This window comes from Paenibacillus nanensis (assembly GCF_003583765.1).
Lineage (GTDB): Bacteria > Bacillota > Bacilli > Paenibacillales > Paenibacillaceae > Pristimantibacillus > Pristimantibacillus nanensis.
This window is the reverse complement of the sequence record NZ_QXQA01000006.1, coordinates 110492-123861: the sequence shown is the minus strand read 5'-3', so window position 1 is coordinate 123861 and position 13370 is coordinate 110492. Positions and strand designations below refer to the sequence as shown.

Annotated in this window: 16 protein-coding genes and 1 riboswitch; of the genes, 11 read left to right on the top strand and 5 right to left on the bottom strand. The window is 53.7% G+C overall.

The window, feature by feature from the left end:
• Positions 1 to 30 precede the first annotated feature (30 nt).
• The 3 genes from D3P08_RS11805 to D3P08_RS11795 are packed head-to-tail and all read left to right on the top strand — an operon-like array spanning position 31 to position 1889.
• On the top strand, positions 31 to 486 hold the full coding sequence (locus D3P08_RS11805) for a VOC family protein (RefSeq protein WP_119599906.1): 456 nt from the start codon (positions 31 to 33) through the stop codon (positions 484 to 486).
• A gap of 17 nt (positions 487 to 503) precedes the next feature.
• Complete coding sequence (locus D3P08_RS11800; RefSeq protein WP_119599905.1) at positions 504 to 1205, top strand: SDR family oxidoreductase; 702 nt, start codon at positions 504 to 506, stop codon at positions 1203 to 1205.
• A gap of 27 nt (positions 1206 to 1232) precedes the next feature.
• The gene (locus D3P08_RS11795; protein WP_119599904.1) at positions 1233 to 1889 is read left to right on the top strand and encodes a ThuA domain-containing protein; all 657 of its coding nucleotides are present in this window, start codon (positions 1233 to 1235) and stop codon (positions 1887 to 1889) included.
• 87 nt (positions 1890 to 1976) lie between these two features.
• Here D3P08_RS11795 and D3P08_RS11790 read toward each other — a convergent pair whose 3' ends face one another.
• Both D3P08_RS11790 and D3P08_RS11785 read right to left on the bottom strand, forming a co-directional pair.
• On the bottom strand, positions 1977 to 2201 hold the full coding sequence (locus D3P08_RS11790; protein WP_119599903.1) for a hypothetical protein: 225 nt from the start codon (positions 2199 to 2201) through the stop codon (positions 1977 to 1979).
• A 57-nt stretch (positions 2202 to 2258) separates the two neighbouring features.
• Positions 2259 to 3515, bottom strand: coding sequence for an aspartate aminotransferase family protein (locus D3P08_RS11785; protein ID WP_119599902.1), 1257 nt, complete (start codon positions 3513 to 3515; stop codon positions 2259 to 2261).
• Between the two features lie 250 nt (positions 3516 to 3765).
• Between D3P08_RS11785 and kduI the strand changes: the two genes are divergently transcribed.
• Genes kduI through kduD form a run of 3 tightly spaced genes read left to right on the top strand, consistent with a single transcriptional unit; the run spans position 3766 to position 6183 of the window.
• The gene (kduI, locus tag D3P08_RS11780; protein ID WP_119599901.1) at positions 3766 to 4596 is read left to right on the top strand and encodes a 5-dehydro-4-deoxy-D-glucuronate isomerase; all 831 of its coding nucleotides are present in this window, start codon (positions 3766 to 3768) and stop codon (positions 4594 to 4596) included.
• 37 nt (positions 4597 to 4633) lie between these two features.
• Positions 4634 to 5425 carry a DeoR/GlpR family DNA-binding transcription regulator gene (locus D3P08_RS11775; protein ID WP_119599900.1) on the top strand — a complete coding sequence of 264 codons (792 nt, stop codon included), beginning with the start codon at positions 4634 to 4636 and terminating at the stop codon, positions 5423 to 5425.
• Between the two features lie 2 nt (positions 5426 to 5427).
• On the top strand, positions 5428 to 6183 hold the full coding sequence (gene kduD / locus D3P08_RS11770; RefSeq protein WP_119599899.1) for a 2-dehydro-3-deoxy-D-gluconate 5-dehydrogenase KduD: 756 nt from the start codon (positions 5428 to 5430) through the stop codon (positions 6181 to 6183).
• Positions 6184 to 6237: 54 nt separating this feature from the next.
• Here the strand turns inward: kduD and D3P08_RS11765 are convergent, their stop codons facing one another.
• Positions 6238 to 6780, bottom strand: a complete 543-nt coding sequence (locus D3P08_RS11765) for a DinB family protein (RefSeq protein WP_119599898.1) — start codon at positions 6778 to 6780, stop codon at positions 6238 to 6240.
• Positions 6781 to 7029: 249 nt separating this feature from the next.
• On the opposite strand from D3P08_RS11765, the gene D3P08_RS11760 reads away from it, so the two are divergent.
• The 4 genes from D3P08_RS11760 to D3P08_RS11745 all read left to right on the top strand — a co-directional run bounded on the left by D3P08_RS11760 (position 7030) and on the right by D3P08_RS11745 (position 10517).
• A complete protein-coding gene (locus tag D3P08_RS11760) occupies positions 7030 to 8025 on the top strand; it encodes an ABC transporter ATP-binding protein (RefSeq protein ID WP_119599897.1) in 996 nt (331 codons plus the stop codon).
• Entirely contained in the window at positions 8022 to 8825 is an 804-nt protein-coding gene (locus D3P08_RS11755) for an ABC transporter permease (RefSeq protein ID WP_119599896.1), read from the top strand. The genes D3P08_RS11760 and D3P08_RS11755 overlap by 4 nt, the downstream gene beginning before the upstream one ends.
• Positions 8826 to 8830: 5 nt before the next feature.
• Positions 8831 to 9613, top strand: coding sequence for an ABC transporter permease (locus tag D3P08_RS11750; RefSeq protein ID WP_119599895.1), 783 nt, complete (start codon positions 8831 to 8833; stop codon positions 9611 to 9613).
• Between the two features lie 235 nt (positions 9614 to 9848).
• Positions 9849 to 10517, top strand: coding sequence for a DUF559 domain-containing protein (locus D3P08_RS11745; protein WP_119599894.1), 669 nt, complete (start codon positions 9849 to 9851; stop codon positions 10515 to 10517).
• 695 nt (positions 10518 to 11212) lie between these two features.
• Here D3P08_RS11745 and D3P08_RS11740 read toward each other — a convergent pair.
• Positions 11213 to 11659 carry a hypothetical protein gene (locus tag D3P08_RS11740; RefSeq protein ID WP_119599893.1) on the bottom strand — a complete coding sequence of 149 codons (447 nt, stop codon included), beginning with the start codon at positions 11657 to 11659 and terminating at the stop codon, positions 11213 to 11215.
• Positions 11660 to 11663: 4 nt separating this feature from the next.
• Positions 11664 to 11830, bottom strand: a riboswitch (cyclic di-AMP (ydaO/yuaA leader).
• A 166-nt stretch (positions 11831 to 11996) separates the two neighbouring features.
• Here D3P08_RS11740 and D3P08_RS11735 point away from each other — a divergent pair.
• Positions 11997 to 12953 (top strand): aldolase catalytic domain-containing protein, encoded by a 957-nt coding sequence (locus tag D3P08_RS11735; RefSeq protein WP_119599892.1) that lies wholly within the window; start codon positions 11997 to 11999, stop codon positions 12951 to 12953.
• Between the two features lie 91 nt (positions 12954 to 13044).
• On the opposite strand, the gene D3P08_RS11730 is transcribed toward D3P08_RS11735, so the two are convergent.
• Complete coding sequence (locus tag D3P08_RS11730; protein ID WP_240647455.1) at positions 13045 to 13362, bottom strand: hypothetical protein; 318 nt, start codon at positions 13360 to 13362, stop codon at positions 13045 to 13047.
• Positions 13363 to 13370 lie beyond the last annotated feature (8 nt).

Genomic DNA, 13370 nt, shown 5'->3' with positions numbered 1-13370 from the left:
CTGGAAAGCTGACGAAGGAGATGAAGCGGAATGAATAACGGAATTCTGGGAACAAAAGTGATAACGCAGATTGGATTGCTGGTTCATGATATCGAGAAGGTATCGCAGGCTTATGCGGAATTTTTCGGTATGGAGAAGCCGGCATGGTTCTGGACGGATACGGTGGACAAGGCGCAGACGGAATTCCGCGGGGCTTCTTCCGAAGCGAGGGCTAAGCTTGCTTTTTTCGATATGGGTTCGCTGCAGCTGGAGCTTATCGAACCGGACCGCCACGCGAGCACCTGGAGGGAGCACTTGGATGCGCATGGGGAAGGCGTGCATCATATCGCCTTTGTCGTTGAAGGCATGAAAGAAAAAATTTCATTAATGGAAGGCAAAGGCTTGAAGCTGGTGCAGAAAGGCGAGTATACGGGAGGGCGGTATGCCTACCTGGATACGTTCGAACCGCTTAAGGTCATGCTTGAGCTTCTTGAAAACGACAAATAGCCTCGGAGGTATCGAAAATGGAAATTTTAATTACCGGCGCCAATCGAGGTCTTGGCTATGAGCTTGCTTCCGAAGCGGCTGCCCGCGGCCATCATGTATGGGCTGGAGTTCGCGGACCGGGCTCATCCGCGGACCGGTTGCGCGCGCTGCAGGAACAATACCCGCAAGGCGTCACGCTGCTGCCGCTGGATGTAACGGATGAGCAGGCTGTCGCCTATGCGCGGGAGCAAGTGACGAAACGGACCGACGCGATTGACGTTGTCATCAACAACGCGGCCATTCTTCGCGGAAGAGATGAGAAGCTGGAAGAGCTGGACCTCGAGCAGGTGGAGGAATCGTTCCAGACGAATGTGTACGGTCCGATTCTGGTGATGAAGCATTTCCTGCCGCTTCTCCGGAAGGGGAAAGAGCAGGCTGTCATCAATATTAGCTCGGAAGCGGGAAGCCTGGCGAACGCATGGGCCGGGGATTATTCCTACGGGATGTCGAAGGCGGCATTAAATATGTTCACTGCCCAGCTCAGGTCTCTGCTGGTACCGCATGGATTTGCCGTTTACGCTGTGCATCCCGGCTGGATTCGGACGGACATGGGCGGCTCGGAGGCGACCGGCGACGCGGCAGAGTCGGCCCGTTCCATCTTGGACCTTGCGGAACGTAAAGTCGTACCGGAGGAAGGCAAATGGTTTGTAGACAAAAAAGGCAATCCGATGAAGCTGTAACGGATGATTGGCTGAAGGAGGCTCACCATGACGAACAAGAAACGTATCGTCGCGTATGTCGGCGATTTCTACCATAAAGCGGAGCCGGCGCGTTTGGCGCTGGAACGCTCGATAACGGAGCGGCAGGCAGCAGAGCAAGCCGTGCTGCATTTCGCCGAGGATACGGACGAGTTGATGACGCAGCTTGCTTCTAATCCGGCTGCCGTGGTGCTGTTCGCGGAGAACCGTATTGATCCGGAAGGAGATCCGGCTCGGCTGTGGATGACGGAGAAGCATGCGGCGGACATCGCGCGTTATGTGGAAGCGGGCGGAGGGTGGCTTGCTTGGCATTCCGGGCTCGCCTCGTATCCGGAAGACGGAGCTTATGTGCGTATGCTCCGCGGCTGTTTCCTGTCGCATCCGGCCGAGCATCAGCTTGTCCGCTATGAGCCTTCGGATTCGCCGCTTATTTCCGAGCCATTCGAGCTGCTGGATGAGCATTATTTTACCGCCTGCCGGGAAGAGGAGACGGAAGTGTTCCTCCGGTCTTCTTCCATTGACGGCGCCTCTATAGCAGGATGGAGGCATCCATCCGGCCAAGGCCGCGTCTGCTGCTTAACGCCCGCGCACCGCGAGGAAGGTCTTGCAGACGATGCGTTTCTTGGCGCGCTGAGAGCAGCGGTTAAATGGACGGCCGGCCTGTAGAGGCGGAATCGATAACCGTCTATATCAATTAAAGGAACGACTCCGCAAGCGGATAAGACATCCGCGGGCAGGCGTTCCTTTTTTTGTCTAGGCGCGCAGCGCCGCATACATATATTTGAGCATTTGCGGCCCCGCCATGTTAGCCGCGATGCATAACCATTCCGTATGAACCATAATTTTGCTGACCAGGTAGAAGGCCATCCCCCCGATCATCTCGAAAGCGATAAATTCCTTCCACTGCCAAGCGGGAATGATATAGACGGTAAATCCATCCTTTTTGCCGGACCGTTTCCTTCGAATCAACTGAATCAACGAGAAGCCCTCCTGCCGCTTACGCGTTACCATCCTAAATAGCGTATGCGAAGCGGCTTATCCGACATGCATGAAGCATTGGTGAAGAGCATCTTCTAAAATCGCGATCATCTCATCAATATGATGAGGCTCAACGATAAGCGCAGGCATTATACGAATGGTAACGGCATTCGCCGCGTTAATGAGCAGACCTAAGCGCATGCAGGTCTCGGCAAGCTTAGGAGCCGCACCTGACGGGACGTCGAAAGCGAGCAGCAAGCCTATGCCCCGCACATTCGAGATGGGATAGCGGGAGGCTAAACCTTCCAGCTCGGCTTTCAAATAACGGCCCTGCTTCTCCGCGTTTGCCGCCAAATCGCGTTTCAGCAGCTCGCGAAGCACGGCAAGGCCGGCCGCCATACCAAGCGGCTGTCCGGTATAAGTGCCGCCTTGATCGCCGGGCTCGAATAGGTCGAATGGCTCCTTCGTCAGCATCGCGGACAGCGGGAAGCCCGCTCCAATACCTTTGCCTAGCGTCAAAATGTCAGGCGCAATGCCGTAGTGCTGGTATGCGAACAGCTTGCCGGTGCGGCCAAGTCCGGTCTGAACTTCGTCGAAGATAAGAAGGATGCCGTACATATCGCATATTTTGCGCAGGCCGTACAAATAAGCTTCGCTTAAAGCGTGCACGCCGCCTTCCCCTTGCACCAGCTCCACCATAATCGCGCAGGTGTTGTTCGTTACCGCGGCGAAGCAAGCGTCTAGATCGTTTATCGGCACATGGACAAAGCCGTTTACCTTCGGCGCGAATAACGGCTCCCACTGCGACTTGCCCGTAGCGGACATCATCGCCAGCGTCCGGCCATGAAAGCTGTTCGTAAGCGTAATGATCTCATACGCGCCGTTCAAATGGAGCGCGCCGTGCTTGCGGGCCAGCTTCACGGCGCTTTCATTCGCCTCCGCGCCGGTGCTGGTGAAGAATACTTTGTCCATACCGCTTACTTGCGTCAGCAGCTCGGCAAATTCCGCTTGCGGCTTGTTATAGAAGCCGGGGCTCGCGTGAACAAGCTCACCGGCCTGCTCCGCAAGCGCTTGCTGCAGAACGGCGGGAGAGTGCCCCAAGCAGTTAACCGCCCATCCTCCGATAAAATCCAAATAGGCGTTGCCGTCCGTATCGTAAAGCATCATCCCTTCGCCTTTTTCCATGATGATATCCGGTCGGTTTGCAGTGAATAATATATGATTTTTAGCGGCACTCAGCAATTTGGCCGTTCTATTGGCAGCAGGCTTCACACTTTCTAATGCGGGATTGCCAGGGGAAAAGCTTAAACTCATAACGGATCCCTCCGATCAAAAGATGTTGTACTGTATAAATATACATTAATACGAATTAATATTCAATCGGCAAATGATGAAATTTCATTCATGCAGGTTGAAGAAAAAAATCCCTCCTCATGGAGCCGAGGAATTTTGTTTTATTTTGTTCTTTTTAAGTTTGAAAATGTGTGATATAGTAGATTTCGAACATAAACAAACGAACTCATACGAAAAAAAGATTTTAAAATCATGAAGGAGGCTATTCATAATGGAAGTTCGCCACACAACAAATCCAACAGATGTCAAGCAGTATGATACAGCGCGTTTGCGTCAGGAGTTTCTTATTCCAAGCCTGTTCGAAGCCGGACAAGTGAAGATGGTCTATACCCACTATGACCGCATGGTCGTAGGCGGCGCGGTGCCGGCTGGAGAAGCTCTGGCGCTGGAGGCGGCGGAGACGCTGAAGACGGATTATTTCCTAGAGCGCAGAGAGATCGGTTTTTTAAATATCGGCGGAGCTGCGGTCATTACGGTTGACGGAGAGGCTTACGAGCTGGATAAGCTGGACGTGCTTTATGTGGGCAAAGGCAAACGCGAGGTGAAGCTTGCGAGCAAGGATGCCTCGAACCCCGCGAAGCTGTACTTCTGCTCGGCGCTTGCGCATGCGGAGTTCCCAACCCGCAAAATGACAAGAGAAGAAGCGAACCCGAACCATCTTGGCTCGCAGGAAACATCGAACGAACGCATCCTCTACAAATACATTCATGCGGACGGCATTCAAAGCTGCCAGCTCATGCTGGGCGTTACAAGCCTGCAGAAAGGAAGCGTCTGGAACACGATGCCGTCGCATGTGCATGACCGCCGCATGGAAGCGTACCTGTACTTTGACATGGCGGAGGATACCCGCATTTTCCATATGATGGGCGAGCCGTCGGAGACGAGACATCTGGTCGTGGCCAATGAGCAGGCGATTATTTCTCCTCCGTGGTCGATTCACTCCGGCGTCGGAACAAGCAACTATACCTTCTGCTGGTCGATGGCCGGCGAGAATTATACCTTTACGGACATGGACGTTGTTCAGCCAAGCGATCTGAAGTAGAATGGCTCCATGAAGCAAAGTGGAGGGGGAACACCGAATGCTGGCGGCTGAACGTCATCGTACAATATTAGAAAAGCTGGAGCAGCAAGGCGCCGTTAAGGTATCGGAGCTGAGCGAGCTATTCCAGGTGACCGAAAAGACGGTTCGCGAGGATTTGGAAAAGCTGGAGGAGAAGGGGCTGCTGAAGCGGACGCATGGCGGGGCGGTCATGGAGCAAGCCGGAGAAGACAGCCTGCTCCCGCTGCAAATTCCGAACGCGAAGCACAGACCGGAGAAGACGGCGATTGCGGAGCTAGCGCTTAACTTTATCGAGCCGGGCGACATTATTGCGCTCGATGCGGGGAGCACTACGCTGGAGCTGGCGAAGCTGCTGCCGAATATGCCGCTGACCGTGCTGACGAACGATCTGCTTATTATCCGCGAGCTGACGGCGAAGGAGTCCATTCGGCTCGTCGTGCCGGGAGGCTACCGTCATAACAATCTGCTGATCGGCGGCGAATCGCAGGAATGGATCAGCCGGCTGAATGTGCACAAGCTGTTCCTGTCGACCACGGGCATCCATCTGGAATACGGACTGACGATTTTTACGGAGGAGCTCGCAAAGCTGAAGCGGTTGTACATGGACAACGCCAAGCAGGTCTACATCCTCGCCGACCACAGCAAATTCGATAGAGGCGCGTTGATCACTTACGGAAGCTTGGAAGAAACGTACCGCATTATTACCGATGAGGGCCTAGCGCCCGAGGTGGAAGCGAAATACGCCGCCAAGGGGATACAGATTTTGCAGGCAAGTCTTGCAAAAGGCGGCAAGCTTGGGAAGGGGAAATAAAGATGGGTTTATTTGATCTTACGGGCAAAGCGGCCATCGTAACGGGAGCGGGCCGCGGGCTTGGCGAAGCGGTTGCGATCGGTCTTGCCGAAGCGGGAGCGGATGTGGCGCTCGTCACGAACCGGACGCCGGCGGACAAAACGGCCGCGCGCATCGAGGCAATCGGCCGCAAAGCGATTACGATACAAGCGGATGTCAGCGACCGAACGCAGCTGCCCGCCATTGTCGAGAAGACGCTTGAAGGGCTCGGCAGGCTCGACATCCTGGTAAACAACGCGGGCATTATCCGCCGCACGCCGGCAGCCGAGCACAGCTACGAGGATTGGCAGGCTGTGATTGACGTCAACCTGAACTCGGTGTACGTGCTCAGCCAGCTGGCCGGCAAGCATATGATCGAGCAAGGCTCGGGCAAAATTATTAATATCGCCTCGATGCTCAGCTTCCAAGGCGGCATTAATGTGCCGGGCTACACCGCAAGCAAGCACGCGGTAGCCGGACTGACGAAGGCGCTCGCGAACGAATGGGCTTCGAAGGGTCTCCAAGTGAACGCGATTGCTCCCGGCTACATGAGCACGGACAATACGGAAGCGCTCCGCGAGGATCCGGTGCGCAGCGTGCAAATTTTGCAGCGCATCCCGGCAGGACGCTGGGGCACATCCGAGGATTTGATCGGACCGGCGGTATTCCTGGCGTCGGCCGCTTCGGATTATATGAACGGCCATATTCTCGCCGTAGACGGCGGCTGGCTGGTAAGATAGGGAATTAGATCAAGCCCCTGGCGGCATTTGCGGCCAGGGGCTATTTAGCGTTATTCATGCATGCCGAATGCCGGCTATATGCGCTGTCCAGCGCTGCTCCAATTCTTCCTTCTGGCGGAGATGATGACGGAAGTGCATGTTAGTAAGCGCAAACCACTCGAGGGCGTTGAGCCAGCCGAAGCCGTCGTGCCTTACTTTCCGGTTTGGGTTTATGGCGGGTACCCGCTCTTCCCACTTCATCATCTCCCACTTCACCAGCTCGAGCCTGCTCGCAAGATCCTCATGGCTCTCTGAGTTGCTGGGCGAGTTTTCCGGCCCGTCTGGGAGCTTTATTTTGACCGGCGGGAACCCTCCGAGTGCGAACAATTCCTCGCCTGCCTCCGTTTTCCCCTGACCCTGCTCCTCGCCGTCAGTCGCGCACTCCGCTATTTTCTCGAAATAATCAAGAGCAGCAAGGATGAGATGGTCATACATTTGGCAGAGCGACCAAACTCCGGGCTCGGGAATAAACCGGAGCTGCTCGAAGGAATAACGCTGCAAGTCGGATAAGTAGGCGTCGATCCAAGTGTAGTTGACGATCGGATGCTTCTCCACCATGAGAACCCCCTTTTCCACTCAATTCTTCAACTAGAATAGCATGATTTGTTCGCGGACATTTCTTACATATTGCTTTCTTTAGGCCGAAGGAGCCCGTTTACAAAAGGTTGTAAAAAAATACTATACTTTTTTTGACATTTAGGTTATATTCTTTATCCCGCTGTTTTCGCAAGGAACGGTAAGAGATTCGAGTTTTGCGCTCTGCACGCTGCAAATCGGGCGGAATACACTCAGGAGGATCTAGGGAACATGAGTCGGAACAATGGAATGATTCGGCTGGAAGGGATCGGAAAAAGCTTTAAAGTTGCGACAAGGACCGCCGGACTTAAGGAAGCGGCCAAAGCGTTGTTCGCCAGGAAGCACACCGTCGTGGAGGCGCTGAAGGATATTTCCTTCTCGATCGGCGAAGGGGAGGTTGTCGGTTATATCGGCCCGAATGGCGCGGGCAAGTCGACAACGATTAAAGTGATGAGCGGCATTCTCGTGCCGGATGACGGCAGCTGCTCGATCATGGGGTACACGCCGTGGAAGGATCGGGCGGAATACGTCAAGCATATCGGCGTCGTGTTCGGACAGCGTTCGCAGCTGTGGTGGGATGTGCCGGTGCTGGATTCGTTCGAGCTGCTGAGGGACATTTACAAAATTCCGGAGGCTCAGTACAAAGCGAACATTTCCATGCTGACGGAAATGCTCGCGCTTGAGACGATTGTGCAAATGCCGGTCAGGCAGCTGAGCCTGGGACAGCGAATGCGCTGCGAAATCGCCGCCTCCTTGCTGCATAGTCCGAAGCTTCTGTTCCTAGACGAGCCGACGATCGGGCTGGACGCGGTAAGCAAGCTGGCTGTGCGGAGCTTCATTAAGAAGCTGAACAAGGAGCAGGGCGTTACGGTCATTCTGACAACGCATGATATGAGCGACATTGAAGCGCTCGCGAGCCGCATACTGATGATTGGGAAAGGCTCGCTTCTATACGACGGCTCCTTGGAGGAGCTTAAAGGTAGATTTGGTTCGGGAAAAACGGTGACGGTCGATTACCGAGGAGAATCCGGTCCGATCGAAATCCCCGGCGCGGCGATGCTCGAATGGTCGGCTGAACGAGCGGTATACAGCTTTGATCCGGAGCAACTGACGCTGGCGGAAATCGTCTCGCGATTGTCGGCATTCGTAGAGGTTGTCGACATCGAGGTAGTCGCTAAGGACATCGACGAGATGATCGTGCGGCTGTATGAGGAGCACAAGATATGAGAGCTTATGCATCGATCTGGCGGCTTCGTTTTATTAACGGGATGCAATACAGAGCCGCGGCCCTCGCAGGTATCGCGACCCAGCTTTTCTTCGGTTTTGTCTTCATTATGATCTTCGCGGCATTCTACGCAAGCAGTACGGGCGAGACGCCTATTTCCTTGCAAGACTTGATTACATACGTATGGCTTCAGCAAATATTCCTATCCTTTATTATGTTATGGTTCCGCGATCAGGAGCTCTTTGATTTGATTACTGGCGGAAATATCGCGTACGAGCTGTGCAGACCGCTTGAGCTGTACCCCCACTGGTATGCGAAGCTGCTGGCGCAGCGGTTTGCAAGCGCGGTGCTGCGGTGCTTCCCTCTGCTCACGATTATTTTCATCATCCCGGAGCCGTACCGAATGAGTCTGCCGCCATCGATCGCATCTTTTGTATTGTTCATTGTTACGTTATTGCTGGGCCTGCTGGTTGTCGTCGCGATATCGATGATGATCTATATCTCGGTATTTTGGACGATGTCGCCGATTGGATCCATTCTGATGATTTCGGTTGTCGGCGAATTTCTGGCGGGCATGATTATTCCGGTCCCGCTCATGCCGAAATGGCTGCAAACCATCGCTTACATCCTGCCGTTCCGCTGGACGACGGATTTTCCGTTCCGCGTATATTCCGGTCATATTCCCGTAAGCGAGGCGTTATGGGGAATCGGCATTCAACTGCTGTGGCTGCTCATTCTCGTGCTGGCGGGCCGCGCCTTAATGGGTAGAGCGCTGCGATCCGTCGTAGTACAAGGAGGTTAACCGACATGCGGCTCTATTTTAAATATATGAGTATTCACTTGAAATCTCAGATGCAGTACCGCACCTCGTTTTTTCTGATGAGCTTCGGACAGTTTTTTATTCCCTTTATGGTGTTCGGCGGCTTGTATCTCATGTTCGAGCGCTTCGGGCAGCTTAAGGGCTGGAGCTTCTTTGAGGTGGCGCTTTGCTTCTCCGTCATTCATCTGTCCTTCTCCTTGAGCGAATGCTTCGCGCGCGGCTTTGACGCGTTCTCGTCGCTTGTCGGAAAAGGCGACTTTGACCGGCTGCTGGTAAGGCCGAGAAGCGCCGCGCTGCAGGTGCTCGGCTCGAAGTTCGAGTTTACGCGAATCGGCAGGCTGCTCCAGAGCGGTATCGTGTTCATTTGGTCGGTATCGAATCTGCCTGGCCTGTGGACATTTCCAAAGCTGCTGGCTCTGCTCTTTATGGTCTTTAACGGGTTATTGATCTTTACCGGCATCTTCATTCTGGCCGCAACCTTCTGCTTTTGGACGATTCAGGCGCTCGAGGTGGCGAACGTGTTCACGGACGGCGGAAGAGAGATGGCGCAGTACCCGCTCAATATTTATGAGAAAGGGGTGACCCGGTTTTTCACATTCATTATTCCGTTCGGCTGCGTCAGCTATTTGCCTCTGATGTACATTCTGGATAAACGAGAAGGGGATATGCTGCTGCCTTTGCTCATGCCTTTCGGCGGCGCTTTGTTTCTGATCCCATGTTTGCTAATATGGCGGATCGGGGTTAAGCATTACCGTTCGACTGGGTCGTAGCTATTCGTTGAACTCGACTCGACTGCACTCTGCACTAGCCAACTGTTCACCGTTGCACTATAATAACGGTAACGAGACGAAGAACGTCCCGCTTTCATTCCGATGAGAGCGGGACGTTTTCTTTTTAAAAGGTAAGAATGACGAGCTCGCGCTTGTGAAGGTCTTAGACATCTTCGCGAACTGTTTAGTCAAGACAGGGCGCCGGCAGGCGTTTCTGCTTAGGGAGGAGAAATGTATGAGTTTTGAAAAAGCGCATGCCGAGTTTATCCAGCATCATTTGCAGCGAAGAACAGGGGAGCGAAGAGGACGGCTGGAGAGAGGCCATCGGGAAGCGGAAATATTGTTTTGCCGGAATGTATGGTGGGTGCTCCGAGGTAACTTTGACGGATTGCATCCGGAGTACGAGGTGCTCGACTGGCGAGGACAGTCCTACTTTTGCGATTTTGTATGGATCGCGCGCGCCGTAAGGCTCCTTATCGAAATTAAAGGCTTCGGTCCGCATGTACGCGATATGGATAGGCAAAAGTATTGCAGAGAGCTTAATCGAGAAACCTTTTTAACCGCAATGGGTTATCAGGTTATTGCGTTCTCTTATGACGATGTTGCTCATAATCCAGATCTTTGCATCACTCTTCTTCGCATGGTGCTGAGCAGATTTCAGGCAGAGGAGTCCGCAGCAACCATCCAAAACGCAGCGGAGCGCGAAATCATTCGGCTGGCCTGCCTGCTCGCGCGCCCCCTACGTCCAATCGATCTCGAACAGCATTTGCAAATTAACCGCCGTACCGCCGTACGCAAGCTGCAATCGTTATGCTCAAAAGGGTGGCTCACCGCCGAAACAGGTGTCTCTAACCAACGCAAGGTTCGGTATGTGCTGCATCCGCAGGCTTTTAAACTTTTGTAAAAGGGCTGTACCGCCGGGGTGGGCATGCTCGTCGTGAGATTTTGGGAATAGCGCCAAAAGTGCACTTATTGTCCTTCGTGACTGCGTCGTGTGCACAATAGGGACAAAAATACACCTATTTAATTCCGGTTTGCTTGTTTCGGCTGAATCGTGATGGAGTAGGTGCACTTTTGTCCCTATTTCGTCAGATATCGCGATTCTCCCGGAAAATAGGTGTACTTATGGCGCTATTCACTTTTCCGGGGAGGCATATTAGGGGAAGGCAAGACTCCCACTGAAAGGGCGACCCTCAGCCCTGGGGCAGGGGGTGCCGCTCCTCGGGCTGGAGGAAAACAGTGCCTGGCATCTCCGGACAAGCAGCGGACAGTGCCGCTCTTCAGACAAGAAGTGAACAAGGCAGCTGCTCGGATCGAAAGAATAGTGTGCCGCTCTCAGGCTGGGGGGAGGCACCGCCAGCATCCTCCAAGCAAGGAGCGGCCGTACCGCTCCCCATGCGAGAAGCAGACAGGACGCTCCCCCGGGCAGCAGGCGAAAAAGGCAGACGCTTTAAGCGGGCAGCGGTAGGCCAACGCCCCCTGTGCGCAGCGAATTAGGCTGCCCCTCCAGGACAAGCTACAAAAAGAAAAGGCCTTTGCTTCCTGCCGGAAGCGAAAGGCCTAATTAGACGATGCTTTTGTCTATCTGATGGAGACGCTTTAGTCGACCGACAAGTAAGCGACGGCGCGCCGCTGCAGAACGGATTCCTCTGAAAACGCTGAATCGGCTGACAATGGAGAACGCTGCGCATCTGCATGCAGAAATTGCTGCACAGCAGCCGCAAAAAGCCGATAAGCGCGATTGTCTGGATTAATGGACTCGGCGATTCGTTCGGTAAGCCTTTCGGCCAAAGAAGTTAACGGGAACCGACCGATAAAGGTACGCAAGAGCGGGCTCCAGCGGTCGAGCTGAAGACTTGGCTCGCTATCGCTGACGAATTGTTCGCCCCATCCATAGCCAAGATCGCTGCTGATGCGCAGGCATACGCGGTAGCCGGCAGAGTCAACGGCCAGGGCAGGAATCACAAACACTTCGATGCGGGAAACGCTCACATACCGGGGTTGTTCTGGAGGAAACGAGGAATCTTGAATAGAAACAGATAGCATAAGACATCTCTCCTTTGTTCGCATACGAGGTTAGCTGTCGGATTCGGGCTAGAGAGTAGACCCTACCGGGGGCACAAATCCCCGGATTCACCCCAGCAAACACGGCGGCTGCCGGCCTGCTTGTTGGTTCCCCCGCTTTTTCCAAAAGGAAAAACTAAGCGATGTTGTTTACATAATATTTTAGCTCTAAAGGATCGGTTTGTAAATGGCGGATTAGGGCGTACAAGTTCGCGTCCAATTATCCAGATCCCGACATTTTTACTTTGCGTTCCCGTTGCTTTTCAAGTATGATGGTAAAAAAAAGTGAACTCATGTTCAGATTAAAGGAGCAACAAGCATGCATTCGAAAACTAGTCATTGCAAAATTGTCGATTGTACAATACGTGACGGCGGACTCGTCAATAACTGGGATTTCAGCGTCGAGTTTGTTCAGCACCTTTATAATAGCTTGAATGAAGCTGGCGTCGACTATATGGAAATTGGGTACAAAAATTCCCCTAAACTTTTGAAGGGCGCAGACAGCGCGGGTCCATGGCGCTTTCTGAACGATGATTTCCTGCGCAAGGTGATTCCGAACAAAGGCAACACGAAGCTGTCCGCGCTGGTTGACATCGGCCGCGTCGACGAGAACGATATTCTCCCGCGCTCGGAAAGCCTTCTCGATCTTATCCGCGTCGCCTGCTACATTCAGGACGTGGACAAGGCGCTTGAGCTGGTGCAAGTGTTCCACGACCGCGGCTACGAGACTACCCTTAACATCATGGCGCTGTCCAACGTTATGGAGAATCAATTAATCGAAGCGTTTGAGCTCATTAAGGAATCCGTCGTGGACGTGGTGTATGTCGTCGATTCGTACGGCAGCCTAAAGCCGGATGACTACAATTATTTGATCGATAAGTTCCAGCATCACCTGCCTAACAAACGTCTCGGCATTCACGCGCACAACAATCTGCAGCTTGCGTTCGCCAACACGCTTCTCGCCGCGAACAAAGGCGTTGAGCTGCTGGACGCGTCCGTATACGGCATGGGCCGCGCGGCAGGCAACTGCAACACCGAGCTTCTTGTATCCGAATTGAAAAATCCGAAATACAACGTGCGTCCGGTGCTCGATATGATCGAGAAATATATGATTCCGCTCCGCGAGAAGGAAGAGTGGGGCTATATTATGCCTTATATGATTACGGGTATTCTCGACGAGCATCCTCGTTCCGCAATGGCGCTTCGCGCTTCGGCCGACAAGGACAAAGTCGTAGACTTCTACGACCGTTTGACGACTCCCGAAATTTCAAAGTAACACCGACAACGACCAAAAAGGCGCTTGCCCAGCGTGCGGTATATCCGCGCGCGGCAAGCGCCTTTTATTCAATACGGGACTCTATAAATTATCAATTCTGCAGGTAAGTCAGCTCGCCGTCCCCGCGGATCGCAGCCGCACGGTTATGCTCATTAGGATGCAGGTAACCGGTACCTTGCCACTGCCCTCCGTCTTCCGCCGTTGCGACCAGCTCGACGCGAATGTTCTCCGAGCTGCCGAACCAGGCCAGCAGCCCCGCGTCGTCGATGCCTTCCGCATCGATATACCAAAGCTTATCGCCGTATTGCGTCACGACGACCAGCTCCGCTTTGCGGAAGCTAAGCGCTCGAAAGCTCTCCTCTTCGTAGCTGATAGTGATCGCGCTTAGCGGGGTCGTTTCCATCTCCATCGTTACTC

Bases quoted from the DNA above. Each gene is read 5' to 3' on its own strand.
- D3P08_RS11760 (WP_119599897.1), top strand. From the start codon at position 7,030: ATGAGTCGGAACAATGGAATGATTCGGCTGGAAGGGATCGGAAAAAGC.
- D3P08_RS11730 (WP_240647455.1), bottom strand. From the start codon at position 13,362: ATGGAGATGGAAACGACCCCGCTAAGCGCGATCACTATCAGCTACGAA.
- D3P08_RS11775 (WP_119599900.1), top strand. From the start codon at position 4,634: ATGCTGGCGGCTGAACGTCATCGTACAATATTAGAAAAGCTGGAGCAG.
- D3P08_RS11800 (WP_119599905.1), top strand. From the start codon at position 504: ATGGAAATTTTAATTACCGGCGCCAATCGAGGTCTTGGCTATGAGCTT.
- D3P08_RS11750 (WP_119599895.1), top strand. From the start codon at position 8,831: ATGCGGCTCTATTTTAAATATATGAGTATTCACTTGAAATCTCAGATG.
- kduD (WP_119599899.1), top strand. From the start codon at position 5,428: ATGGGTTTATTTGATCTTACGGGCAAAGCGGCCATCGTAACGGGAGCG.
- D3P08_RS11765 (WP_119599898.1), bottom strand. From the start codon at position 6,780: ATGGTGGAGAAGCATCCGATCGTCAACTACACTTGGATCGACGCCTAC.
- D3P08_RS11755 (WP_119599896.1), top strand. From the start codon at position 8,022: ATGAGAGCTTATGCATCGATCTGGCGGCTTCGTTTTATTAACGGGATG.
- D3P08_RS11735 (WP_119599892.1), top strand. From the start codon at position 11,997: ATGCATTCGAAAACTAGTCATTGCAAAATTGTCGATTGTACAATACGT.
- D3P08_RS11740 (WP_119599893.1), bottom strand. From the start codon at position 11,659: ATGCTATCTGTTTCTATTCAAGATTCCTCGTTTCCTCCAGAACAACCC.
- D3P08_RS11745 (WP_119599894.1), top strand. From the start codon at position 9,849: ATGAGTTTTGAAAAAGCGCATGCCGAGTTTATCCAGCATCATTTGCAG.
- D3P08_RS11785 (WP_119599902.1), bottom strand. From the start codon at position 3,515: ATGAGTTTAAGCTTTTCCCCTGGCAATCCCGCATTAGAAAGTGTGAAG.
- D3P08_RS11805 (WP_119599906.1), top strand. From the start codon at position 31: ATGAATAACGGAATTCTGGGAACAAAAGTGATAACGCAGATTGGATTG.
- kduI (WP_119599901.1), top strand. From the start codon at position 3,766: ATGGAAGTTCGCCACACAACAAATCCAACAGATGTCAAGCAGTATGAT.
- D3P08_RS11795 (WP_119599904.1), top strand. From the start codon at position 1,233: ATGACGAACAAGAAACGTATCGTCGCGTATGTCGGCGATTTCTACCAT.